This is a genomic window from Alcaligenes pakistanensis (assembly GCF_014652815.1).
Classification (GTDB): Bacteria; Pseudomonadota; Gammaproteobacteria; order Burkholderiales; family Burkholderiaceae_B; genus Alcaligenes; species Alcaligenes pakistanensis.
The window spans coordinates 337,679-361,094 of record NZ_BMZN01000001.1 but is presented as its reverse complement, the minus strand read 5'-3'; the positions used below and the strand labels follow the sequence as shown (position 1 = coordinate 361,094).

The 23,416-nt window shown below is 55.5% G+C and carries 19 protein-coding genes and 1 pseudogene; 10 read left to right on the top strand and 10 right to left on the bottom strand.

What is annotated here, in order from left to right; genetic code table 11:
• Positions 1–67: 67 nt before the first annotated feature.
• The 3 genes from IE156_RS01685 to IE156_RS01675 all read left to right on the top strand — a co-directional run bounded on the left by IE156_RS01685 (position 68) and on the right by IE156_RS01675 (position 2,703).
• Positions 68–655 carry a hypothetical protein gene (locus IE156_RS01685; protein ID WP_189390756.1) on the top strand — a complete coding sequence of 196 codons (588 nt, stop codon included), beginning with the start codon at positions 68–70 and terminating at the stop codon, positions 653–655.
• 112 nt (positions 656–767) lie between these two features.
• Positions 768–1,223: a hypothetical protein gene (locus tag IE156_RS01680; RefSeq protein WP_189390755.1), complete on the top strand. Its 456-nt coding sequence runs from the start codon at positions 768–770 to the stop codon at positions 1,221–1,223.
• 184 nt (positions 1,224–1,407) lie between these two features.
• Positions 1,408–2,703 (top strand): aspartate carbamoyltransferase, encoded by a 1,296-nt coding sequence (locus IE156_RS01675; protein ID WP_189390754.1) that lies wholly within the window; start codon positions 1,408–1,410, stop codon positions 2,701–2,703.
• Positions 2,704–2,886: 183 nt separating this feature from the next.
• Here IE156_RS01675 and IE156_RS01670 read toward each other — a convergent pair whose 3' ends face one another.
• From IE156_RS01670 to IE156_RS01650, 5 genes are all read right to left on the bottom strand, one after another.
• Positions 2,887–4,407, bottom strand: coding sequence for a CoA-acylating methylmalonate-semialdehyde dehydrogenase (locus tag IE156_RS01670; protein ID WP_229840861.1), 1,521 nt, complete (start codon positions 4,405–4,407; stop codon positions 2,887–2,889).
• 78 nt (positions 4,408–4,485) lie between these two features.
• The gene (locus IE156_RS01665) at positions 4,486–6,054 is read right to left on the bottom strand and encodes a sodium:solute symporter family transporter (protein WP_189390753.1); all 1,569 of its coding nucleotides are present in this window, start codon (positions 6,052–6,054) and stop codon (positions 4,486–4,488) included.
• The gene (locus IE156_RS01660) at positions 6,051–6,368 is read right to left on the bottom strand and encodes a DUF485 domain-containing protein (RefSeq protein ID WP_189390752.1); all 318 of its coding nucleotides are present in this window, start codon (positions 6,366–6,368) and stop codon (positions 6,051–6,053) included. Before IE156_RS01660 ends, IE156_RS01665 begins: the two co-directional genes overlap by 4 nt.
• Positions 6,369–6,419: 51 nt before the next feature.
• A complete protein-coding gene (locus tag IE156_RS01655; protein WP_189390751.1) occupies positions 6,420–7,214 on the bottom strand; it encodes a crotonase/enoyl-CoA hydratase family protein in 795 nt (264 codons plus the stop codon).
• Positions 7,215–7,256: 42 nt separating this feature from the next.
• Positions 7,257–8,864, bottom strand: coding sequence for a long-chain-fatty-acid--CoA ligase (locus IE156_RS01650; protein ID WP_189390750.1), 1,608 nt, complete (start codon positions 8,862–8,864; stop codon positions 7,257–7,259).
• A 113-nt stretch (positions 8,865–8,977) separates the two neighbouring features.
• On the opposite strand from IE156_RS01650, the gene IE156_RS01645 reads away from it, so the two are divergent.
• The gene (locus tag IE156_RS01645; RefSeq protein WP_189390749.1) at positions 8,978–10,030 is read left to right on the top strand and encodes a helix-turn-helix domain-containing protein; all 1,053 of its coding nucleotides are present in this window, start codon (positions 8,978–8,980) and stop codon (positions 10,028–10,030) included.
• A gap of 37 nt (positions 10,031–10,067) precedes the next feature.
• On the opposite strand, the gene IE156_RS01640 is transcribed toward IE156_RS01645, so the two are convergent.
• From IE156_RS01640 to IE156_RS01625, 4 genes are all read right to left on the bottom strand, one after another.
• Complete coding sequence (locus tag IE156_RS01640; RefSeq protein ID WP_189391362.1) at positions 10,068–10,964, bottom strand: recombination-associated protein RdgC; 897 nt, start codon at positions 10,962–10,964, stop codon at positions 10,068–10,070.
• A 167-nt stretch (positions 10,965–11,131) separates the two neighbouring features.
• Entirely contained in the window at positions 11,132–12,805 is a 1,674-nt protein-coding gene (locus tag IE156_RS01635; RefSeq protein ID WP_189390748.1) for an MFS transporter, read from the bottom strand.
• A gap of 4 nt (positions 12,806–12,809) precedes the next feature.
• Entirely contained in the window at positions 12,810–14,273 is a 1,464-nt protein-coding gene (locus IE156_RS01630; RefSeq protein WP_189390747.1) for a sensor histidine kinase, read from the bottom strand.
• Positions 14,274–14,283: 10 nt separating this feature from the next.
• On the bottom strand, positions 14,284–14,973 hold the full coding sequence (locus IE156_RS01625) for a response regulator transcription factor (RefSeq protein ID WP_003799515.1): 690 nt from the start codon (positions 14,971–14,973) through the stop codon (positions 14,284–14,286).
• Positions 14,974–15,179: 206 nt separating this feature from the next.
• On the opposite strand from IE156_RS01625, the pseudogene IE156_RS01620 reads away from it, so the two are divergent.
• Together IE156_RS01620 and recX are read left to right on the top strand one after the other, a co-directional pair.
• Positions 15,180–16,221, top strand: a pseudogene (locus IE156_RS01620) (recombinase RecA).
• A gap of 92 nt (positions 16,222–16,313) precedes the next feature.
• Complete coding sequence (recX, locus tag IE156_RS01615) at positions 16,314–16,847, top strand: recombination regulator RecX (protein ID WP_189390746.1); 534 nt, start codon at positions 16,314–16,316, stop codon at positions 16,845–16,847.
• Positions 16,848–16,863: 16 nt separating this feature from the next.
• Here the strand turns inward: recX and IE156_RS01610 are convergent, their stop codons facing one another.
• On the bottom strand, positions 16,864–17,784 hold the full coding sequence (locus IE156_RS01610; protein ID WP_189390745.1) for a LysR family transcriptional regulator: 921 nt from the start codon (positions 17,782–17,784) through the stop codon (positions 16,864–16,866).
• A gap of 117 nt (positions 17,785–17,901) precedes the next feature.
• Between IE156_RS01610 and metE the strand changes: the two genes are divergently transcribed.
• The 4 genes from metE to sucD all read left to right on the top strand — a co-directional run bounded on the left by metE (position 17,902) and on the right by sucD (position 23,195).
• Complete coding sequence (gene metE / locus IE156_RS01605; RefSeq protein ID WP_189390744.1) at positions 17,902–20,196, top strand: 5-methyltetrahydropteroyltriglutamate--homocysteine S-methyltransferase; 2,295 nt, start codon at positions 17,902–17,904, stop codon at positions 20,194–20,196.
• A gap of 272 nt (positions 20,197–20,468) precedes the next feature.
• Positions 20,469–21,047, top strand: a complete 579-nt coding sequence (locus IE156_RS01600; protein WP_229841002.1) for a DUF2889 domain-containing protein — start codon at positions 20,469–20,471, stop codon at positions 21,045–21,047.
• Positions 21,048–21,131: 84 nt separating this feature from the next.
• On the top strand, positions 21,132–22,292 hold the full coding sequence (gene sucC / locus IE156_RS01595) for an ADP-forming succinate--CoA ligase subunit beta (RefSeq protein ID WP_189390742.1): 1,161 nt from the start codon (positions 21,132–21,134) through the stop codon (positions 22,290–22,292).
• Positions 22,293–22,313: 21 nt separating this feature from the next.
• Positions 22,314–23,195, top strand: a complete 882-nt coding sequence (gene sucD / locus IE156_RS01590; RefSeq protein ID WP_189390741.1) for a succinate--CoA ligase subunit alpha — start codon at positions 22,314–22,316, stop codon at positions 23,193–23,195.
• Positions 23,196–23,416 lie beyond the last annotated feature (221 nt).

Genomic DNA, 23,416 nt, shown 5'->3' with positions numbered 1-23,416 from the left:
GCACTTTTACATGACTGATACACTGCTATCCTTATTGATTCTTCGTAAAGAGAGGGGGGATTTCACTATGATGACTTTACGCACACTCGCTCGAATTCTGGCTCCTGTTGGCCTGGTTGCATTGGCCGCTTGTCAAACCGTTCAGGAAAAACCGAGCGATAAAACGGGCACGTCCAGCGCTGCCACACAAACCACTCCCTCCACGCCTGCAACGGGTACGCAACAAGCCGTTGCCCAGCCAGGCGCCGAGCAGCAAGCCGCTCCGGTACAGATCTTTCTGGCCGACACCCAGGAACAAGCCGGTTGGGCTCGCGTAGACGTGCAGCCTAATGGGGCTTTGTTTGTTAATCCGCGTGCCGTCGTGGTACGTGAAGATCTGGTTGGCGTGCAAGCTGGCACCAACGACAGCAAAGAAGGTTTGCTGGCTTTGGATCTGACTCCTGAAGCGGCTCAACGCCTGCTGCAAGTCACCACGCAGTTCCCTAAAAAGCGTCTGGCTTTGGTTGTGGGTGACACCATGTTGGCGGCCCCCGCTTACGGTTCGCCCGTTAAAGATGGTCGTTTGATTTTCATGGTGGGTACGGAAGCCAATGCCTTGGCGGCCGCCCGTGCGATTGCCGGTCCAGAAGCCACGCAGACCAACGGCAAGAAGTAAGCCCTGCTGGCTTGTTTGATGCTGTCCTGGCCCTGGGTTCACCCTTGCCCGGCTTGTTGAAAAATGCGGAGGGCGCAAGCCCACCGCTCTTGTTAATAACAGGAAAGTCGGTATGGTGACCCCGCCAGGCAGCCTTGCTTTTTACATTCTCTCTTTTCGCGTTCTGATCGGCTTACACGGAGCCGCTCTCTTGTTCGTCATGTTGATGGGCACCGGAGCCATTGGATCAGTATTTGTTCCTGCCTTCCTGCGCCTGCCCTTGTTTGTTTTTCTGATGGGACTGGTCTCGGCCTTTCTGGCCCTGTGCTGGAGCCATTGGACTTTGGCGTGGCACAGTTCTAAAGTCGGGCGACGTTGGGCTTGGATACCCGGTTTCTGTTCAGCGTTCTTTCTAGCCTTGAGTCTGGCACTTTTTGTAGTGGGCGTATGGGGCACGCTGGGCTTGGCAGACTTTGCGTATCAGCACAGCGAATGGCTGACTTCGGGCTCGCAAGATTCCGAGGGGTTTTCTTTCCCGAATAACGATCAGGCTGTGCCTTACACCACGCCATATCGGCAACACCCTTAAGGCGTATTAGCTGACTACATCGTGCCGCACGGTAGGCTTATACGTGTGGCCTCTTTGTAAGTAGCGTGCGCCTTGCGCAGTGTGTCGTTGTATTTTCTGCAATAGCCTACATTCCCTCTCGCTTTTTTATCGGCCATAGTCTTAAAATGTGCGCATTGCGTATATTTCATAAGCGAGAGCTGATATGGCCGTCTCCCAACAAGTTTTTTTGCGTGATGCAATGCGTCGCCTGAACCTGACTCGTGACGTTTTTGCGGCGCGTATTGGAGTCAAGCGTCGTGCACTGGATACTTGGCTGTTGCCTGAAGGCTCTTTGGAGTCGCGTGCCATGCCTGAAGTGGTGCAGCGTTTTGTCACGGAAATCGTGGAAAACGAGGCTTTGCTGAGTAAGTATGCGCAAAGCGCACAGTCTGGCCCATTGCGTGACCGTATTGCTACCGGCGGCAAGCATCAGCTTTTGTCCGTCGACCAGTTCACCCGTGAAACTGTGGAAGAGCTGTGCAGTCTGGCCGACATCATGCAGCCTATCGCTCGTCGCCAAAAAGTGTCGCGCGTGCTGGAAGGTGCTGTGCTGGGTAACCTGTTTTTTGAAGCCTCCACCCGGACTCGCGTCAGCTTTGGTTCGGCCTTCTGCCGCCTGGGTGGTTCGGTATGTGACACCACCGGTTTTACCTTCTCTTCCATGGCCAAAGGCGAGTCCATTTACGACACCAGCCGTGTGATGAGTGGTTATGTGGATGCCATGGTGATTCGTCACCCCGAGCAAGGTTCCGTCGCGGAGTTTGCGCGTGCCACTAATATTCCCGTGGTCAATGGTGGGGACGGTGCGGGTGAGCACCCTAGCCAGGCTTTGCTGGATCTCTACACCATCAGCACTGAGTTCTCCCGTCTGGGCAAGCTGCTGGATGGCGCGCACATCGCCCTGGTGGGTGACTTGAAATACGGCCGTACTGTGCACTCCTTGATCAAGCTGCTGGGCATGTACCGTGGCCTGAAATTTACGCTGATTGCGCCTCCCGGCCTGGAAATGCCCGAACACATTGTGGAGCAAGTCGCCAAGCAAGGAAAGCATGTCATCGAGCAAACCACTTCCTTGGAAAAAGGTCTGCCCGGCGTGGATGTGATTTATGCCACGCGTGTACAAAAAGAACGTTTTGAAGAAGGGCAGGACGGCAGCTTCACGGCAGACTTCCAAGTCAATAAAGCGATTATTGACCGCTGCTGCGGCCCTGATGTGATTGTGATGCACCCACTGCCACGCGATAGCCGTGAAGGTGCTCATGACCTGAGCGTGGACTTGAACCACGATCCGCGCCTGGCGATTTTCCGTCAGGCTGATAATGGGATTCCGGTGCGCATGGCTATCTTTGCCGTGCTGCTGGGTGTGGAAACGCTGGTGCAGCATTCCATGCGCGATGTGACTTGGGACCCACCGTCACATATTGGCCCTGAGGATGCGGTTTTTCACGGCATGTATTAATCTGAGTACGCCCTAGCATTGGGTACGTATCAGCATTAAAAAACCGGGGCTCTGAATCAGAGCCCCTTTTTTTTGTCTTTCAAAAAAGCGTTTTTCAAGTCAGGGATGTGTGCAGGCTTGAAGTTGCCGCTCCGAGCTGAAAGATTGCCCTGTTAAGGGGGATTCAGCCCGACAGACCTGCTGTTACTTGGACGTAGGCATGGCAAATTCTGCGCCCTTGCTAATGCTCTCCGGCCAACGCTGCATGATGGATTTCTGACGTGTGTAGAAACGCACGCCTTCTTCACCGTAGGCGTGCATATCGCCAAACAGGCTCTTCTTCCAGCCACCAAAACCGTGCCAGGCCATAGGCACGGGAATCGGCACGTTAATACCAACCATACCGACATGGATGCGGCGGCCAAATTCGCGGGCCACATTGCCGTCGCTGGTAAAGCAAGCGACACCGTTACCGAACTGATGCTTGTTGATCAGCTCAATGGCACTGGCCAGATCGGGTACGCGTACGCAGCACAGTACAGGGCCAAAAATCTCGTCCTGGTACACGCTCATATCCGGAGTGACGTGGTCGAACAGGGTGCCGCCCATCCAGAAGCCGTCCTTGCAACCTTCACCGGCCTTGGCACCATCAAAGTTGCGGCCATCTACCAGCAGCGTGGCGCCTTCTTCTACGCCTTTGTCGATGCAGCCACTGATGCGTTCTCGCGCCTGGGGCGTAACGATAGGGCCCATTTCCGCAGCGGCATTGGTGCCATTTAGAATCTTCAGGGAACGGGTGCGCTCTTGCAATGCAGGCAAGATGCGATCAGCCGAATCGCCCACCAACACAGCTACCGAAATTGCCATGCAACGCTCGCCAGCGGAGCCGTAAGCCGCACCGATCAAAGCGTCGACGGTCAGGTCCAGATCGGCGTCTGGCATCACTACCAGGTGGTTCTTGGCACCGCCCAAGGCTTGCACGCGTTTGCCGCCGGTTGCGCCCATCTCGTAAATACGATTGGCAATCGGGGTGGAGCCTACAAAGGAAACCGCTTGAATATCGGGGTGGTTCACCAAGGCTTCAACAGCATCTTTATCGCCTTGCACTACGTTGAACACCCCGTCAGGCAGCCCGGCTTGTTTCAACAGCTCGGCCATGTACAGGCTGGGGCTTGGATCAATGGGGCTGGGCTTAAGGACAAAGGTATTGCCAGCCGCAATCGCAACCGGGAACATCCACATAGGCACCATGACGGGGAAGTTAAAGGGCGTAATGCCCGCCACGACACCCAGAGGCTGACGCATTGTCCAGTTGTCAATATTGGTGCTGACTTGTTCGGTGTAATCACCCTTAAGCAGCTGGGGAATGCCGCAAGCAAACTCAACAATCTCAATTCCGCGTGTGACTTCACCCAGAGCATCCGACAGAACCTTGCCGTGTTCGGCCGTAATCATGGCTGCCAGCTTTTCCTTGTTCTCGTTGAGCAAGGCTAAAAAGTTGAACAGTACGCGGGCACGGCGCAGCGGTGGGGTATCGGCCCATGCGGGGAAAGCGGCCTGGGCGCTGGCGACAGCGGCATCAATATCTTGCTGGTTGCCCAGTTTGACCTTGGCACTGACTTGGCCCGTGGCGGGGTTATACACCGGCTGAGTGCGTGTACCGGTGCCAGCCTGCTGGCCACCTCCGATGTAGTGAGCGATGTCGGGGGTGTTTGACTCTGTCATGGTGATGCTCCTGCTGGAATGAATTAAAACAAGGGCGGTAGCCCGATCAGGCTGGACTACCGCCAGAGTACCAAGTACTCAGTGAGAGACGGCCGCAATACCTACCGCGGTCTCAGCCCGGACTTGCTGGGCATCAAACCCGGCGCGGTCTTGGCTGGCCCGGCTGCTGCGGTCCAGTTTCGAAACAAGATAAATCGTGATAAATGCCAAAGGCATGGAAATCAAGGTTGGGAAGTCATAAGGGAAGATGGCCTCGGAAAAGCCCAGAATGCGTACCCACACGGCGGGCGAGAGAATGACCAGGCCCAGTGCAACCAGCAGACCGGCCATGCCACCGAAAATAATGCCACGGGTGGTGACATCACGGCAGTACATGGACATCAGCAACACAGGGAAGTTGGCCGATGCCGCAATACTGAAGGCCAAGGCCACCAGGAAGGCAACGTTCTGGTCACGGAATAGCAAGCCCAGGAAAATGGCCACAAAACCGATGCCGATAGAAGCCAGACGGTTGACGCGCATTGCCTGGGAAGGGGTGACATCGTCGCGACGAATAACTTTAGCGTACAGGTCATGAGCCACGGCGGAGGCACCGGCCAGCGTCAGGCCACTGACCACGGCCAGAATCGTGGCAAAGGATACGGCAGCCAGCAATCCAAACAAGAGGTTGCCACCTAACGCTGTTGCCAGATGCATGATGGGCATATTGGAACCACCCAATACCATGCCGCCAACCTTGCCGTCCACGTAGAACTCGGGGAACTTGGGCAGAATCGCCATGGCGCTCAGACCCAAAAAGCAGATCACCACAAAGAACACGCCCATCAAACCCGTTGCCACAAAAACCGATTTACGAGCTGCGCGAGCATCCGGTACCGTGAAAAAGCGCATCATGATGTGCGGCAGGCCCGCAATACCAAACACCAGCGACACGGCCAAAGACAGACCCGAGAAGGGATCAGCCATCAGCTTCCAGGGGCCTTTCATCGCTTCACCAGCCTGATGATGCTCGGCAGCGGCGCTGACCAGGGCTGAAAAGTCGAAGTTGAAGTAATACAGGGCCAGGCCAGCCATCAAAAAGCCGTTACCCATCATCAAAATGGCCTTGATGATCTGTACCCAGGTTGTGGCGACCATACCGCCCACCACCACGTACACCATCATGAGCAAGCCCACAGCGACTACGGCATAGGTGTAGTCGATGCCGAACAGCAGTTGCACCAGTTGACCTGCGCCCACCATTTGCACGATCAGGTAGAACAGGACCACCGTCAGCGAGCTGATGGCGGTAAAGATGCGCGTGCTGCGCTCGTCCAGTCGGTAAGAGACGATATCGCTCAAGGTGTAGCGGCCCAGATTGCGCAAACGCTCGGCAATCAGGAACATGATGATCGGCCAGCCCATAAAAGCGCAAACCGCATACAGCAGCGAGTCAAAGCCGTTAGTAAAGGCCAGGGATGAAATACCCAGCAAGGTGGCGGCAGACATATAGTCACCCACAATGGCCAGGCCATTTTGAGTGCCGGTAATGCCACCGCCCGCGGTGTAGAAGTCCGAACTGGAACGAGTGCGTGACGAGGCCCAGTAAGTGATGCCCAAGGTAACCAGGACAAAGGCCGCAAAGATCAGAATGGCTTGTGTATTCATGCGCGCACCTTCGCCAGTACTCGCTCGCACAGCGGGTCAAAGCGGGTGTTGGCGACATGGATATAGACGCCAGTTAATAACCAGGACACAAAAATCAGTCCTATCCCGTACACCATGCCTGTGTTGACAGCTCCTCCACTGCCCAGGTTATGGGTCAAAACGCTGGGCCAGAAAATAGCCGTCACGATAAACAGGCCAGTCAGCCCCAGGCAGATGCCGGCGCAGGCAAATGCCAGACGCCGACGCTGCGACTTGAGTTGTTCATATTCCTGTAGTCCGGACAGGGCCCGGCTTAACTCTTGTTGCGACAGCATGGTTTTGTCTCCGTATTGTTGTGATTACTGCCCATGTCCGCCTGGCCGATATTATTTGGTCGGCTTCACTTTATGAGCTTTTTTATTAACGAACTCGCCCAAGCGGTCCTGCACATCCCGCCCGGTTTGTACTACGGCTGCCATCAAACCCTCGGCGAAAAGACCGTCGGTGGCAGACATATCGGCAATGCGGCTGATCGAGCTGACAATGGCGTAGTTCGACAAAAGGGCATTGCCTGCAATGCGCTGGGCCAATTCCAGGCTCAGCTCATAGGCTGTTTTGGGGTTGGCTTCGTTGTTGCACACGTAGTGCGCCAGCCCCAGTCGTTCTCCCTCCACGGCGTCCAGCACCCGGCCGGTCAGCATCAGTTCAATCATGCGGTTGGGGGAGATGATCTTGGCGGTACGCACTGTCGCGCCACCACCGGTAAAGATGCCGCGTGTGCCTTCAGGCAGGGCAAAGAACGTGCCGCTATCTGCCACGCGAATATGAGCAGCACTAGCCAGTTCCAGACCACCACCGACCACCGCACCTTGCAGGCAGGCAATGACGGGGATGCCGCCGTGTTCGATCTTGTCAAAAGCACGGTGCCAGCTTTGGCAGACGCGCAGAAAGTCGACGGCACCGCGCTCTTTGTCATGGTGCTCTTTCAGGTCCAGGCCCGCGCAAAAGTGGTCGCCTTCTGCCTTCATCAGAATGACCCGGATGTGCTCGGGAATATTGGAGAAGTACGCATCAATTTCAGCAATGGCATCTTCATCCAGTGCGTTGCGCTTGTGCGCCTTGTTCAGCGTGACAATTCCGATATTGTCTAACTCGGTGGCGAGCAGGAAAGGGGCGGCCATAAAAACTCCTTGTGTTACGTAAAGACGAGGGCTGCAGTGCAATCAGCTTAGATCTGTTTGATCCGCCAGCATTTTGCGCAGTGCCATTTTTTGAATTTTGCCAGTGGCCGTCATGGGCATCTGGTCGATGAAAATAACTTTGTCGGGGACGGACCAGCGGGTGACGCGGTCCTGATAGCGCTCCAGCATATGGGCCTCATCCAGATCGGCTCCCTCGCGTGGAACGACAAACAGCACCGGGCGCTCGCCCCATTTGTCGTCAGCCTGGGCAATGCAGGCGGCCAGCTCGACTAAAGGTTCTTCCATGGCGATGTTCTCGATCTCAATCGAGGAGATCCACTCACCCCCGGATTTGATGACATCTTTGCTGCGGTCGGTAATGTAGACGTAGCCATCTGTGTCGATAGAGCCCACATCGCCGGTGCGGAACCAGCCGTTTTCGCTGGCCAGGTCGGGCTTGCCGTAATAGCGGTCCATAATCCAGTTGCCCTGAATCAGCAGGTGGCCGCTGCTCTTGCCGTCGCGCGGCAAGGTATTGCCTTCGTCATCTATGGTTTTCAGACGAGCACCGAACAGGGCACGCCCTTGTGAGGCCAAGACATGCTGTTTCTGCGCTTCAGGCAGAGCCTGATGTTTGGGTAGCAACTGGCAGACCGTGCCCAAGGGCGAGGTCTCCGTCATGCCCCAGGCGTGGCGCACAGAAATGCCGTAGGACGCCCAGGCAGCAATCATATTGGGTGGGCACGCCGAACCACCAATCAAGATACGGCCCAATGTACTGAACGACTGGCCCTTGGCTGTGGCGTAATCAAGTACGGTTTTCCAGATGGTGGGCACACCGGCGGACAAGGTGACGCCAGCGCGCTCACATAGCGAGTAAATACGGTCGCCTTGCAGGTTGGCGCCCGGCAGCACAATTTTGGCACCGGACATCAGGCTTGAATAAGGCAGGCCCCAGGCGTTGACGTGGAACATGGGAACCAAAGGCATGACAGCATCCGAGCTGGCAATGCACAGTGCATTGGGATGGGCCGAGGCATAGGCATGCAAGAGGGTGGAGCGGTGGGAGTACAAGGCGCCTTTGGGCTCGCCCGTGGTGCCGGAGGTATAGCACAGGCCACTAGCCGTGTTTTCATCGAACACGGGCCATTCAAAACCGGCTGTGTCATTGCCCAGCCAGCTTTCATACTCGTCAGCCAAGGGGCCTTGGGTTTGGCTGCCCATACGCACCCAGTGCTTGACGGTGGGGCACTGGTTTTGCAGATACATCACCAGCTCATTGAAATGTTCGTCGTAGAACATCACCGTGTCTTGCGCGTCATTAATGATGAAGGCAATTTGCTCGCGCGTCAGGCGGGGATTGACGGTGTGGCACACCAGACCTATGCCCGAGGTGGCGTAGTAAATTTCCAGATGACGGTAGGTGTTCCATGCCAAAGTCGCCACGCGCTCGCCGGTTTGCAACTTATGCTGTTGCAATCCCAGGGCTAGATCCTGAACCCGGTGGGCAAATTCAAGATAGCTGTAGCGATGAAGATCGCCATTATCCAAAGCGGTAACAATCTCCTGCTCAGGGTTATTCTCTACGGCGTGGGAGAGAATGGAACTGATGAGCAAGGGCATATGCATCATATTTCCAGTGCCTAACATGGTGATGTCTCCTTGTATTATGCTTGTCAGCATAGGATGGTTTAGCACCTGACCCAATACCCAATACTGACGCTGGATATGCAAAAAGTGACAATCTTTGAAGAGCGTGGAAAATGAATGCCGCATCCGGCACCTTGCCGGTTCCTGTCGATGCGGCCCATACCGCCACTGTGGCACTGGATCTGGTGCAGGACTGGTTTCAGAGTTTGCGCACCAGCTACTCCGAAGAGGTGCTGGATCACTGCTTGAAACAAGCAGGAATCGTGAAAGATTTTATTGATCGTCCTGGGGCTCGCTTGACGCGCGATCAGCTGGTGCGCCTGTATCAGGAAAGCGCTAAGAAGACGGGGGATGAAATGATGGGCTTCTGGACGCGGCCTATCCGTTCTGGAGCCTTGAAATACATTGTGCGTACGGTGCGGGATGCACCTTCCATTAATGTGGCGTTGTACCGCTTCACCCAGTTCTGGAATCTGCTCCTGGATGATTTCAGCCTGAACATGATTCGTACCGACAGAGAGCTGGGCATTGAGTTGGTGCCGCGTTATCCCGCCGCCTATGTGCATCGTTTCGGGCACGCCTTAATGCTGAAATTCACGCACGGCATTGTGTCCTGGTTGATGGGGCGCGAGGTGCCGGTGCAGCAGGTGGCGTTCGCTTTTGCGCGACCGGCTTTTGCCTCTGACTACTCCGTCTTGTTTCCGGCCTCAGTCAGTTTTGATGCCCCGTATTCGCATATTTTGTTCGGGGTGGAATTGGGGCAGGTGCGACCGCAACGTACTCAGGTGGAAGCCCGCGCTTTTTTGGAACGAGCGCCGCGCGACTGGATTTTCACTTCGTATCACGAGCACGCTTTACGCTTGAAAGTACGCGAAATCTTGCACACAGACCTGGGCTATACCTTGCAGGACGTGTCGGGAAAACTGCATATGTCAGCGCGCACCTTGATACGCAGGCTGCACGAAGAGGGCCTGTCTTTTCAAGGTATTAAGGATGAGCTGCGCCGGGATTTGGCAATTTTCAAATTGCTGCGCAAGGATATGTCGCTGGCTGAAATTGCGTATGCCTTGAAGTTCAGTTCGCCAGCGACATTTCACCGGGCCTTCCGCCATTGGACAGGAATGACGCCCGGTGTGTATCGCGCCGCTCAGCAGGAACTGGCCTGATGGGCGTTTAAGGCCCAGATCCGGTCTGGGCCAGGTCTTACTTGCGTTCGCCGCCCAGCACTTCGACCAGATCACTGATCATCTTGGCCAGTTCGGCGGTCATCAGGGTCATGTCAGCATCAAAGATGTCGTCGTCGTTGACGGCAGTGACATCCTGCTTTTCAGTCAGGATATCCAGAGGAGCAACGCGTTTGACGTCCAGGGCATCGGTCAGCACAAAGCTGATGCGATCAGCCCAGGTCAGCGCCAAGCGAGTGCATTGCTTGCCGGCTTCGACGTGCTTGCGCACTTCGTCGATATCCGCGCTTTGCTTCACATAACGCACAGCGGCACCGCTATCGCCGGTAGAGCGCAGTTCGGTGTCCTGGTCCACGGTGAAGTTGGCCAGCTCTTCCTGATCAACCAGCCAAGAGGTCATGGCGGCGCCCGGAGACTGTTCGGTGTACAGCGGCAGAACGGGGAAGGGCTCCACGCTCTTAGCCAGCAGACCCAAGACCTCATCGCTCTTGGCAGTGGCCGCTGCGTCAATTGCCAGCCAGTGGTTGCGGGTATCCAGCCAGACACGGGTATCGCGGGACACGGCAAAGGCACGAGGCATCAAGTCAACAATGACCTGTTCCTTGATTTCCTTCATTTGCTTGCGGCCGGGTTTGTAGCCCTGCTGCTCTTCGATATCACGCGCCTTTTCACGGGCGACCTGATTGATCACCGTGGTGGGCAGCAGCTTCTTTTCGGCGCGCAGCGCGATCAGATATTGACCATTAACTTCATGAACCAGGGCGTTGTTCTCGCGTGGGCTAACCCAGCCCAGGCTCAGCGGTTCCTGGCTGGAACCAGGTGTAAAGCTGTGTTTGGCAAGAGCTTCTTCCAGCTCATCGGCGGAACATACCCAGTCAGGGGAGAGACGATAGATGCGTAGATTCTTAAACCACATGGATACGAAGATAAAAAACAGAGAAAAAGGGTCGGGTTTGGGGCCCGAGGCAATGTTCGATTGTACGCGCAGATCTTCCTGTGTCGTCCCGCCATTTACGGACCCTTGCATTTACTCGGCCGTCTTGTGCTGATGTCCTGCGATGGCGGGATGGGCACAGAACGTCGCTATCGATTGATATCGTTGTGACGGGTTTCACGCACAAAAGGCGCTCCAATGGCGACTGTAATCAGACAGATCAGGATGGGATACCACAAGCCATCATAGATATTGCCTGTTGTTGCAATCATGGCAAAGGACAGGGTGGGCAAAAAGCCCCCGAACCAACCATTGCCTATGTGATAGGGCAGACTCATAGAGGTGTAGCGGATCCGAATCGGGAACATCTCCACCAGCATGGCGGCAATGGGGCCATAAACAGCCGTCACCAGCGCGACCAGATAGGTGAGTAAAACTACCAGCATGACTTTGTTGATCCGGGCCGGATCGGCTCCGTCCGGATAGCCGTACTGACGCATGGTCTCTGTTAGTTCGTTTTTCAGCTCTTGTGAGTGGTGTGCAAATTCGGCCCGGTTCAGGCTTCCGCCTTCAAAGCCATCAATAAGGTGATCACCAATACGTACCTGCGCCACTTGGCCGGGCGCGCCTTTGACGTTGTTGTAGCTGACCGCGTGGCTGGCCATATAGGACTTCACAATGTCACAGGAACTGGTGAAGGCGTGGCTGCCTACCGGGTTGAACTGGAAGGAGCAACTGGCCGGGTCGGTAATAACGGTAACGGGCGCGTTGCGTTGGGCCTGGACCAGTGCGGGGTTGGCAAAATAGGCCAAACCCTGGAATGCCGGGTAATAGGTCAGGGCAGCGAGCAAACAGCCTGTCAGAATGATAGGTTTGCGGCCGATTTGGTCAGACAGCCAGCCAAAAAAGATAAACAGCGGCGTGGCCAGGAGCAGGGAGATCACCATCAGTGTCTGGGCCAAGGTGGCCTGTAGACCCAGCATTTGGGTGATAAAGAACAGGGCGTAGAACTGGCCTGTGTACCACACCACCCCTTGCCCAGCCGTGAGTCCGAAAAGTGCCAGCAAGGCAATACGTAGATTGGCCCAGCGCCCAAAGGACTCGGTAATAGGCGAAGTGGAGAGCGTGCCTTCTTCTTTGATGTGCTGAAAGGCCGGGGACTCTTTCAGGTTCATCCGTATCCAGACAGAAATGGCTAGCAGCAGGACGGAAATCAGGAAGGGGATGCGCCAGCCCCAAACCACAAAGGCCTCTTCGCCCACCAGGCTGCGTATGCCCATGATGACCAGCAAAGACAAGAGCAGGCCCACCGAGGCGGTGGTTTGAATCCAGCTGGTGTAAAAGCCGCGACGGTGCTGGGGGGCGTATTCGGCCACGTAGGTGGCGGCTCCACCATACTCGCCGCCCATAGCCAGACCTTGCAGCAGGCGCAAGACGATCAGCATGATGGGGGCGGCAATACCAATGGCCTCGTAGCTGGGCAGTACGCCAACTAAAAAGGTGGACAGGCCCATTAGCAAGATGGTGATCAGAAAGGTGTATTTACGTCCGACCCGGTCGCCGATGCGGCCAAAAAGAAGGGCGCCAAAGGGGCGCACGGCGAAGCCGGCAGCAAAGGCCAGCAGGGCGAAAATAAAGCCCGCTGTTGGATTGACTGCCGAGAAAAAATGTTGGGCCAGAATGGCGGCCATTGAGCCGTACAGGTAGAAGTCGTACCACTCGAACATGGTGCCCAGGGCAGAGGCAAAAATAACCTTGCGGCCTTGGGCGTCTAGCTTGTCTTTCCCCTGGGGAAGGTCGGCGCTGGTGTGTGTCGGGGGCATCCGCTCAGGCTCTCCAAGGTAAAGACAGAGGGAAACTGACACGCAGGCGCAGGCCGCTTTCCTGGCCCGAGCTCAGCGGCATAAAGTCGATGGTGGCGCCGTGAATATCGGCAATCTCTCGCACAATGGCTAAGCCCAGGCCGCTGCCGTCGGCCTGATTGCCGATGATGCGATAAAAGCGGTCAAAAATGCGCGCCCGATGCTCGGCAGGGATGCCGGGGCCGTTATCTTCAATTTCCAGCCAGCCCTTGCCTGGACTTTGACCCGTGCGTAGGGTGATCCACCCGCCTGCAGGTGTGTAGATCAGGGCATTGTCCAGCAGATTATTGATCAGCTCATCAAGCAGTACCGGATCAGCTTGCAAGAGAATGGCCTTGGCATTGTTTTCCAGACCCAGGTCCAGGCCCAGTTTCAAGGCATCCGGGACGCGCTGGGTCACGTACAACTCGGTCAAGGTGTTCAGGTCCAGCGTTTGCCGGGTGGGAGCGTAAAGCGCATCACTGCTTTCAGCTCGAGCCAGGGCCAACATCTGAGTGACAAGCCGGGTGGCGCGATCAGTGCCACGTACCAGTTGCAGCAGGCTGGATTCCGTCTGCTGGGGGTCGCGTTCGCGTAGGGCCAGCTCGGCCTGAGTGCGTATCCCGGCCAGCGGTGTTTTTAATTGATGGGCTGCATTGGCCACGAACTGGCGTTGGGTGGCTGAAAACTGTGCCTGCTGCGCCAGCAATCCATTCATGGCATCGATCAGGGGCACAATTTCGGCAGGGGCTTGTTCATGATCAACCGGGGACAGATCACCGGGCGCACGGGCACGCAAACGGGCCTGCAGCAGGTTCAGTGGCTCCAGTCCGTGAGTCAGTCCCAAGCCCGCCAGCATGGCAGCCAGTGGAACCAGAATGAATTGTGGTGTCAGCATGCCGATCAGAATTTCTCTGTGTAGCACCGCCCTATGTTCATTGGTTTCGGCCGCTACCGCCAGGAAGGGAGTGTCGTTTTTATCCTTGCCCCCCCAGACATAGGCCAGTCGCAGGCTCTGATCATCCAGGATGACGTCCCGATAACGCAGCAGGTCAGTGTCATAGCCCCAGCTATCAGGCACGGGCAAACTGGCATTGCCTGCGATGGGTTCGCCATTGGCATTACGGATTTGCCACAGCGTGGGTGTGGGGCTGTCCTGGCGCAAAATGGTCTGGGCGCCGTGTGATAAACGAATCGGTTGGCTCAGATCCTGATGGCTGATTTCCACGCGCAACAAATCCAGGTGATCACGCAAGGTGCGGTCATACGGGGAGTTGGCAATGTGCTGGGCAATGAAATAGGTAATGACAATGCCAATCGTCCACAGCAAAAACAGAGGCCCGAAAATCCAGATCATGATCTTGTGGATCAGCGGGCGTGGCGCGACGCGCTTGCCTTTGGCAGGTGCAGTAGAGGGCTTTGGAGAGGGTGGGGGTGAAGCGTGCTGCATGGACGTTCCCTTAGGCTGGAGCGTCTTCTCGCAGTTTTTCCGGTTCCAGGCAATAACCCAGACCACGTACAGTCAGAATGCGCACTCCACTAGGCTCCAGCTTTTTGCGCAGGCGGTGTATGTAGACTTCGATGGCGTTAGGGGTGACTTCTTCACCCCACTCACAGAGCAGGTCTACAAACTGGTTTTTGCTGATCATGCGGCCACTGCGCGATAAAAAAATCTCCAGTAAGCTGGTTTCGCGGGCCGACAACTCCAGGGGCTGGTTATCTATATACGCCATACGACCTTTCAGGTCGAAGCTAAGCCGTTTGTGATGCAGCAAGGCGCTGCTGGTACCGGTGCTACGACGCGTTAGCGCGCGTACTCGGGCTTCCAGCTCGGTCAGGGCAAAGGGTTTGGACATGTAGTCGTCCGCACCCAGGTCCAGCCCGCGCACCCGTTGTTCTACCGTATCGCTGGCAGTCAGAATCAGAACCGGCAAGGTGTCCTGGCGTTGACGTATGGACTGCAGCACCGACAGGCCGGGTTTTTTAGGTAAGTCCAGATCCAGGATCAGAAGGTCAAAACTTTGCAGTTGCAAGGCCGAGTCGGCGCTATCGCCGTCGTGCACGACATCGACCGCATAGCCTTCGTAGCGTAAGGAACGAGAAAGTCCATCCGCGAGAATACTGTCATCTTCAGCTATGAGTATGCGCATGACCCTACACAAACAAATGATTTAACGGCTGTTTGGCATTGTTGCATAAGGCTGTAAGGCCGGTCAGTAGGGGATAACGATGGCGCTTGGTTAATATATTTGAATATCTGTGTATATATACAGTATAATTTGATGCAATAATTAGGTTTGAATTTTAATTGCCGTGCCCGTCCGTTGGGGCGCCATTCCACAGTCAAGGATTTTTCATGGACGATAAAAACAGCAAAGCAGTGGCCTCGGAACGTTCCAAAGCGCTGGCCGCCGCTCTGACGCAAATCGAAAAGCAGTTCGGCAAGGGCTCGATCATGCGTTATGGCGATAACAACGTCGAGCATGACATCCAGGTGGTCTCCACGGGTTCTTTGGGGCTGGACGTCGCGTTGGGCGTTGGTGGTTTGCCACGTGGTCGCGTCATTGAAGTCTACGGCCCGGAGTCCTCGGGTAAAACCACGCTGACGCTGCAAGTCATTGCAGAGATGCAAAAGCTCAAAGGTACTTGCGCTTTTATTGACGCCGAACACGCCCTGGATGTGCAGTACGCTCAAAAACTTGGCGTTAACCTCAGTGATCTGTTGATCTCTCAGCCTGATACGGGTGAGCAAGCCTTAGAAATTACTGAAGCTCTGGTGCGTTCCGGTTCGGTGGACCTGATTGTGATTGACTCGGTAGCGGCCTTGACCCCTAAAGCGGAAATCGAAGGCGATATGGGCGATTCCCTGCCCGGTCTGCAAGCCCGTTTGATGAGCCAGGCCTTGCGTAAATTGACGGCCACCATCAAGCGCGCCAATTGCATGGTTACTGAAGTTCTATTCGTCCGTGCGTCTGGATATCCGCCGTATTGGTTCCATTAAACGTGGCGACGAAATGGTCGGCAATGAAACCCGCGTCAAAGTGGTCAAGAACAAGGTTGCGCCGCCGTTCAAGCAAACCGAGTTCGACATCATGTATGGCAGCGGTATTTCGCGTGAAGGCGAAATTATTGATCTGGGTGTGCAGACGGCTGTGGTCGACAAGGCGGGTGCTTGGTACAGCTATGATGGCAACCGCATTGGGCAAGGTAAAGACAATGTGCGCGAATACCTGAAAGAGCGTCCCGAGCTCGCCCGCGAAATCGAGAACAAGGTTCGTGAAAAACTGGGCGTCGCTTTGATGAGCGCCGCAGTCAGCCGTTCCGCTAAAGCAGCTGCTGCTCCTGCTGCTCCTGCTGCCGCTGCTGCCGCCTCCCCCGCACCTGAGGGAGAGGCCTGATTTTCCCCCCAGAGTTCGATGATGAACCCTTTGAGACGGACCCGGACGAAATCCGGGAACGTAGACAAGCTCAAAGGGAGCGTATTGCTGCCTTGTCTGCTCAGCCCAAACGGGCGAGCAGCAGCGTAGACGGCTCAAACGATTCCCCGGCCCCTGAAAAGAAAGCGGCATCCAAGCGGCCGGGTTTATCGCTTAAAGCCAGAGCATTAAACTTCTTGTCTCGGCGCGAGTATTCCCGCCTGGAATTGGGGCGTCGCTTAGCGGCTCATGCGGAAAGTGCCGAAGAGGTGGAAGCCTTGTTGGACGCCTTGGTCGAACAAAAATGGCTATCTAACGAACGTTTTGCCAATAGCGTTGTTAACCGTCGTGCCTCACGGGTAGGTGCGCGGGTCATTTTGCAAGAGCTGCGTCAGCATGGTGTGGATGTACACCAAACAGAAATAATTAAAGAAGAATTGATGGCAACCGAGCTGGAGCGTGCCAAACAGGTATGGGGCAAAAAATTCAGTGCTCCACCTGAGGATGCTCGTAGCTACGCCAAGCAGTATCGCTTTATGGCCAGCCGAGGCTTTTCGGGCCGTATCCTGCAACAAATCCTAGGTGATTGGGAAGAAGATCCTGCTTGAGCAGGCTCCGTCTTGATCAGGGCCGTGCCGCCACAATTCCTTGCAAGCTCTTGAAGCACGTTTCGCGTGCCTGCGTCAAAAAGGCTTGCACATAATCCGCCTGCAGATCCTCACTGCGCACCGTTGCGTAAAGCGTGCGCCAGATACCTTGTTCTCCCAGACGACACGTGCGGATAGAACCCGGATTCAGAAACTCGGTTAAGGCCCAATTGGGCAGGGCGGCGACACCGCGTTGGCTGGCGACTAACTGCACGATCATGGGGGTCAGCTCTGCTTGCCGGGTGGCGGCGGGTTCGACATCGGCTGGAATCAGGAACTGCGTAAAGATATCCAGGCGATTGCGCTCCACGGGATAGGTAATCAAGACCTGATCTGTCAGCTGGAAAGGCTCGACATAGCGGTATTGCGATAAGGGGTGCTGGTTGGCAACGGCCAGAACCAGCTCATAGCGAAACAAAGGCTCGTAATGCACTGCCGGATTGTCCTGCGGGTCGGAGGTAATCACCACATCCAGATCACCCCGCATTAAGGCGGGCAAAGGAGCAAACGAAAAAGCGGCACTCAGATCCAGTGTGACATCGGGCCATTGCTGCCTGAAAGCGTCCAGAGCAGGCATCAGCCATTGAAAGCAGGAGTGGCAGTCAATGGCTACGTGCAAGCGGCCGGTGCGTCCGGCGGCCAGTCGTTGCAGGTCGCGCTCGGTGGCGCGTAGTCTTGGCAAGATATCGTCGGCCAACACCAGGATACGCAAGGCGGCAGTCGTCAGACGGGCGGGGCGGGTGCGGCGATTCAGCAATTGCACTTGCAGGCGCACTTCCAGATCACGTAACTGATGCGATAGAGCCGATTGCGTGACATGCAATCGTTCGGCGGCTTCTTGCAGGCTGCCGCTATCTCGAATAGCGCTCAGGGTCTCTAAATGTCGAATTTCAAGCATGATGAATAAAGCTCATGATTAGCATGGTGTATTTGATTTTTTTTCAAGTAATTATACAGGCACAATAGGTTTTACACGCCTGATCTGGCGGTCCAATGACTTATTCGTGGAATTATCATGACTATTATTCATAATCTGGGTTTTCCCCGTATGGGTGCGCAGCGCGAACTGAAGCGCTCCTTGGAAGCATATTGGGCGGGGCAAACAAGTCAGGAAGAATTATTGGAAACGGGCAGGTCTTTGCGCGCCCATCACTGGGATCTGCAAAGCAAAGCTGGCCTGGACACGGTACCAATTGGCGATTTTGCCTGGTACGACCAGATTCTGGAGTGGAGCACTCTGCTGGGAGTGGTGCCGGCTCGTTTTGCTCAGGCTGACAACAGCCCTGTTTCTTTGGATACCATGTTTCGTATGGCGCGTGGTCGTGCGCCTAGTGGCACGCCTGCCGTCGCTTGTGAAATGACCAAGTGGTTCGATACCAACTACCACTACATCGTGCCGGAACTGGCTCCTGGTCAAACATTCCGTATCGCTCGCGAATCCTTATTCGAGCAGATCGAAGAAGCCAAGACCTTGGGGTATAAGGCCAAGCCTGTTATTCCTGGCCCTTTGACCTGGCTGTGGCTAGGCAAAGGCGATGCTTACGAGGGTTTGGCAGACGTTGGTAAGTTGGCTTTGCTGGATGCTTTGTTGCCCGTGTACGAGCAAGTGCTGACTCGCTTTAAGGCGCAAGGCGTAGAGTGGGTGCAAATTGACGAACCTATTCTGGTTCTGGATTTACCACAGCAATGGCAGGACGCCTTTGGCCGTGTCTATCAAACTCTAAACCAAGCTGGCTTGAGCGTTCTCTTGGCGACCTATTTTGATGATTTCAGGGAAAATGTCGCCTTGCTGAAAGGCTTGCCTATTGCTGGCGTTCATGTGGACGCCGTTCGCGCTCCTGCTGCTTTGCAGGCTGTTCACGCTGTATTAGGCCAGGAGCAAATATTATCTGCCGGTGTGATTTCCGGACGAAATATCTGGCGTACGGATTTGGACAAAACGGCTCAAACCCTGCAGCCCCTGAAAGAGGCCTTGGGTGAACGTTTGTGGATTGCTCCTTCTTGTTCGCTGCTGCACGTTCCTGTTGACCTGCACGGAGAAACAGGCCTTGATGCCGAACTGACGAGCTGGCTGTCCTTTGCAGTGCAAAAGCTGGATGAACTAAGGCTCTTGCAAGGTTTGCTAGACGGTACTCTGGACGAGGCTGGCAAGCAGGCTGTTCAGGCTCAACGTGCGGCCTTGAAAAGCCGCCGTGAGTCCCGGCGTACGCATAATCCTTCGGTGCAAGCCCAAATGGCGCAGATTGATAAGCTCACGCGTCAACGTGCCCCTTTTGCGCAGCGTATTGAAGCCCAGCGCAATAAGCTGAAACTGCCTGCTTACCCCACCACCACGATTGGCTCCTTCCCTCAGACGATAGAAATCCGTACGGCTCGCCGTGATTGGCGCGGCGGTTCTTTGAGTGACTCTGCCTATGAAAAAGCCATGCAGGCTGAAATCGAGCAGGTCATTCGCTTTCAGGAACGCATTGGATTGGACGTCTTGGTGCACGGCGAGGCCGAGCGTAACGATATGGTCGAATACTTTGGAGAGTTGTTGGCCGGCTTTGCCTTCACGCAAAATGGTTGGGTGCAAAGCTATGGCTCGCGCTGTGTGAAGCCCCCCATCATTTTTGGTGATGTGCTGCGGGTGGCCCCCATGAGTGTGGCCTGGTCTTCGTACGCCCAGTCCCTGACGGATCTGCCGGTGAAGGGCATGTTGACGGGGCCGGTAACCATGTTGCAGTGGTCCTTTGTACGCGATGATCAGCCGCGAGCCGACACCTGCCGCCAATTGGCGCTGGCCTTGCGCGAAGAGGTATCCGATCTGGAGCAGGCGGGTATTCACGTTATTCAGCTCGATGAGCCTGCATTCCGCGAAGGGTTACCACTACGCAAAGGGGATTGGCAGGTCTACCTTGATTGGGCGGTAGATTGCTTCCGTCTGTCCACCAGCGCGGTGTCCGACGAGACGCAGATTCACACGCATATGTGCTATTCCGAGTTTAATGACATCATGCAATCGATTGCCGATATGGATGCGGACGTGATCACTATTGAAACCTCGCGCTCTAATATGTTGTTGCTGGAAGCTTTCGAGAATTTTGAGTACCCCAACGATATTGGCCCTGGTGTGTATGACATTCACTCGCCTAATGTGCCGGACAAAGACTGGATGGTGCGCCTGATGGGGGAGGCGGCCAAGCGTTTGCCAGCTGACCGTCTGTGGGTCAATCCAGACTGTGGCTTGAAGACGCGTGGCTGGACGGAAACCGAGGCATCCTTGCTTGCGATGGTGGACGCAGCCAAGGTCTTGCGCGCGGCTGCCTGAAATAGTGCAGGCTTAAAATAAGTGGCTGACTTTGTGGGGATAGGCAAGCCCTTTTTCAGCCGGACACTCCTATTTAGTCACCCGGACAAAAACGACCGCCCATCAGGTGGTCGTTTTTTTATGCCAATTTGCTACCGATCCGAGGTGATGCCCCGCCAATCCTGGGTTTGGCCGGCTTGAGAGGCGCGGACGGTTTATGTAAGTGGCTGATACGGAACATACGAGGTGCGTTATACTTGATCGGTTTCAATCCTGCCGCCTCGTCCATATCAATGCCTTTGCCCCCGCCGTCCATTGCCCGTGAGCCACTGCATACCCGTACCATCACGGTACAGTCGTTTGCACGGGAAGATGGCCTCTGGGATCTGGAAGCCTCGCTGCTGGATGTGAAGTCTTACGATTTCCCCATACGCAATGGCCAGACCCATAAGGCAGGAGACCCCGTCCATCTGATGCACCTGCGTATCACCATCGATAGCAGCTTTGCCATTGTGGATGCCTTGGCGGTTTATGACGCGGCGCCGTACCAGGACAACTGTTCGTCTATCGCGGACGCCTACCAAAAACTGGTGGGGCTGAACCTGCTCAAGCAGTTTCGCCAGAACGTAAAAGAGCGCTTTGGGCGTTCGGCAGGCTGTACGCACATGAGCGAGCTGGCACAAGTACTGCCAACCGCGGCGGTACAGACTATGGCGGGCCGGCGGCGTAGCAGTGGTGAATCAGAAATCTATCGCACCGATAAGCAGCCCTTCCATCTGGATGGCTGTCATGCCTTGCGTTTGAGCGGTCCCGTGGTTGAGGAGTTTTATCCCGTCTGGTATCGACCCAAAGTCACAGAAGGGATGGATTAGTTTTTTGTTTTAGTCAGGTCTCGGGCTCAGGCCTTGGGTTCCTGCCTTCTTTTTTTATTGTGTTTTTAGACTGACAGGTATCACATGAAAATTCACGAATATCAGGGCAAAGCACTGCTTAAGCAGTTTGGCGTTGCCGTGCCACGCGGAATTCCTGCCTTTTCCGTCGATGAAGCGGTTGCCGCTGCACAAGAGCTGGGTGGCTCTGTGTGGGTAGTTAAAGCCCAGATTCACGCCGGTGGCCGTGGTAAGGGTGGTGGCGTCAAGCTGGCTCGCTCGATTGACGAAGTACGTCAATTGGCCTCGGAAATCCTGGGCATGCAGCTGATCACGCACCAAACCGGTCCAGAAGGCCAGAAAGTAGGCCGTCTGCTGGTGGAAGAGGGTGCTGACATCCAGAAGGAATACTACGTCGGTATCGTTACCGACCGTGCTACCCAGCGCGTTGCCTTGATGGCTTCCCGCGAAGGCGGTATGGAAATTGAAGAAGTGGCCGAGCGTAACCCCGACGCCATTTTGAAAGAATTCGTGGACCCGGCCGTTGGCCTGACCGACGAGCAAGCGACCAAGCTGGCCCGTGGTATTGGTGTGCCTGACGCGTCGATCGCTAAAGCGGTTGGCGAGTTCCAGAAATTGTACAAGTGCTACACCGAAACTGACGCTGAACTGGCCGAGATCAATCCTCTGATCCTGACCGGCTCGGGCGATATCATCGCTTTGGACGCCAAGTTCAACTTCGATAGCAACGCCTTGTTCCGTCATCCCGATATCGTGGCTTTCCGCGACTTGGCTGAAGAAGATCCAGCTGAAGTTGAAGCCAGCAAATACGATCTGGCCTACATCCAGCTCGATGGCAACATCGGCTGCCTGGTGAACGGCGCTGGTCTGGCCATGGCAACCATGGATACCATCAAGCTGTTTGGCGGCGAGCCTGCCAACTTCCTGGACGTGGGCGGTGGCGCTACGGCCGAGAAAGTAACTGAAGCCTTCAAGATCATGTTGGCCAACAAGGGCGTTAAAGCCATTCTGGTTAACATTTTTGGCGGCATCATGCGCTGCGACGTGATCGCCGAAGGCGTGATTGCTGCGTGCAAGGCCGTCAACCTGAACGTGCCTCTGGTCGTACGCATGAAGGGTACTAACGAAGAGCTGGGCAAGCAAATGCTGGCCGATTCCGGTCTGCCCATCATCAGTGCTGACACCATGGCCGAAGCGGCGACTGCTGTTGTCGCTGCCGCCAAGTAAGAAAAGGTTGAGGATTAGCAAATGTCGATTCTGATCAATAAAGACACTAAAGTCATCACGCAAGGGATTACCGGCAAGACCGGCCAATTCCATACTCGCATGTGCCGTGAATACGGTAACGGCATGGAAGCCTTTGTGGCTGGCGTGAACCCCAAGCGTGCTGGTGAAGACTTCGAAGGCATCCCTATTTTTGCCTCTGTATCCGACGCCAAAGCTGAGACTGGCGCGACTGTGTCGGTTATTTACGTTCCGCCAGCAGGCGCTGCCGCTGCCATCTGGGAAGCCGTTGAAGCTGACCTGGACCTGGTTATCTGCATCACCGAAGGCATCCCTGTTCGCGACATGCTTGAAGTGCGTAACCGCATGCGTGCCGAAAACCGTAAAACCTTGCTGTTGGGCCCGAACTGCCCCGGTCTGATCACTCCTGACGAGTTGAAGATCGGTATCATGCCTGGCCACATTCACCGCAAGGGCCGCATTGGTGTGGTCAGCCGCTCCGGCACGCTGACGTACGAAGCGGTTGCTCAAGTAACCGAACTGGGCTTGGGTCAATCCTCGGCTGTAGGTATCGGTGGCGACCCAATCAACGGTTTGAAGCACATTGATGTGCTGAAAATGTTCAACGACGATCCTGATACCGATGCCGTTATCATGATTGGCGAGATCGGCGGTCCAGACGAAGTCAACGCGGCTTTGTGGGCTAAAGACAATATGACCAAGCCTGTGGTTGGCTTTATCGCTGGTGTCACAGCGCCTCCCGGAAAACGCATGGGTCACGCTGGTGCGTTGATCTCCGGCGGTGCCGACACGGCCGACGCCAAACTGGAAGTTATGGAAGCTTGCGGTATTCGTACCACTCGCAACCCATCCGAAATGGGCAAATTGCTCAAATTGGCGCTGTAAGAAAGTAGTGACGGAACCCGCTTCGGCGGGTTCTTTGTCTGGCTGCCTGGCAGTCAGACAGGATTGGCCAGCCGGTTTCGCAAAGAAAAACACCATGTCCCGGCGCATTCCTTCCCGAATCTGGCCTGCCTGACCATGCTCAAACGTATTACGTAAAAAAATAAACCCCCAAGCTGCACAGGTCATCGCCTGTTTGCTGCTTCAAGGGGCACTTATGTCTT

Excerpts from the sequence above, each read along its gene's own strand:
- IE156_RS01685 (WP_189390756.1), top strand. The coding sequence starts at position 68 with ATGATGACTTTACGCACACTCGCTCGAATTCTGGCTCCTGTTGGCCTG.
- IE156_RS01680 (WP_189390755.1), top strand. The coding sequence starts at position 768 with ATGGTGACCCCGCCAGGCAGCCTTGCTTTTTACATTCTCTCTTTTCGC.
- IE156_RS01675 (WP_189390754.1), top strand. The coding sequence starts at position 1,408 with ATGGCCGTCTCCCAACAAGTTTTTTTGCGTGATGCAATGCGTCGCCTG.
- IE156_RS01670 (WP_229840861.1), bottom strand. The coding sequence starts at position 4,407 with ATGACAGAGTCAAACACCCCCGACATCGCTCACTACATCGGAGGTGGC.
- IE156_RS01665 (WP_189390753.1), bottom strand. The coding sequence starts at position 6,054 with ATGAATACACAAGCCATTCTGATCTTTGCGGCCTTTGTCCTGGTTACC.
- IE156_RS01660 (WP_189390752.1), bottom strand. The coding sequence starts at position 6,368 with ATGCTGTCGCAACAAGAGTTAAGCCGGGCCCTGTCCGGACTACAGGAA.
- IE156_RS01655 (WP_189390751.1), bottom strand. The coding sequence starts at position 7,214 with ATGGCCGCCCCTTTCCTGCTCGCCACCGAGTTAGACAATATCGGAATT.
- IE156_RS01650 (WP_189390750.1), bottom strand. The coding sequence starts at position 8,864 with ATGTTAGGCACTGGAAATATGATGCATATGCCCTTGCTCATCAGTTCC.
- IE156_RS01645 (WP_189390749.1), top strand. The coding sequence starts at position 8,978 with ATGAATGCCGCATCCGGCACCTTGCCGGTTCCTGTCGATGCGGCCCAT.
- IE156_RS01640 (WP_189391362.1), bottom strand. The coding sequence starts at position 10,964 with ATGTGGTTTAAGAATCTACGCATCTATCGTCTCTCCCCTGACTGGGTA.
- IE156_RS01635 (WP_189390748.1), bottom strand. The coding sequence starts at position 12,805 with ATGCCCCCGACACACACCAGCGCCGACCTTCCCCAGGGGAAAGACAAG.
- IE156_RS01630 (WP_189390747.1), bottom strand. The coding sequence starts at position 14,273 with ATGCAGCACGCTTCACCCCCACCCTCTCCAAAGCCCTCTACTGCACCT.
- IE156_RS01625 (WP_003799515.1), bottom strand. The coding sequence starts at position 14,973 with ATGCGCATACTCATAGCTGAAGATGACAGTATTCTCGCGGATGGACTT.
- IE156_RS01610 (WP_189390745.1), bottom strand. The coding sequence starts at position 17,784 with ATGCTTGAAATTCGACATTTAGAGACCCTGAGCGCTATTCGAGATAGC.
- metE (WP_189390744.1), top strand. The coding sequence starts at position 17,902 with ATGACTATTATTCATAATCTGGGTTTTCCCCGTATGGGTGCGCAGCGC.
- IE156_RS01600 (WP_229841002.1), top strand. The coding sequence starts at position 20,469 with ATGCCTTTGCCCCCGCCGTCCATTGCCCGTGAGCCACTGCATACCCGT.
- sucC (WP_189390742.1), top strand. The coding sequence starts at position 21,132 with ATGAAAATTCACGAATATCAGGGCAAAGCACTGCTTAAGCAGTTTGGC.
- sucD (WP_189390741.1), top strand. The coding sequence starts at position 22,314 with ATGTCGATTCTGATCAATAAAGACACTAAAGTCATCACGCAAGGGATT.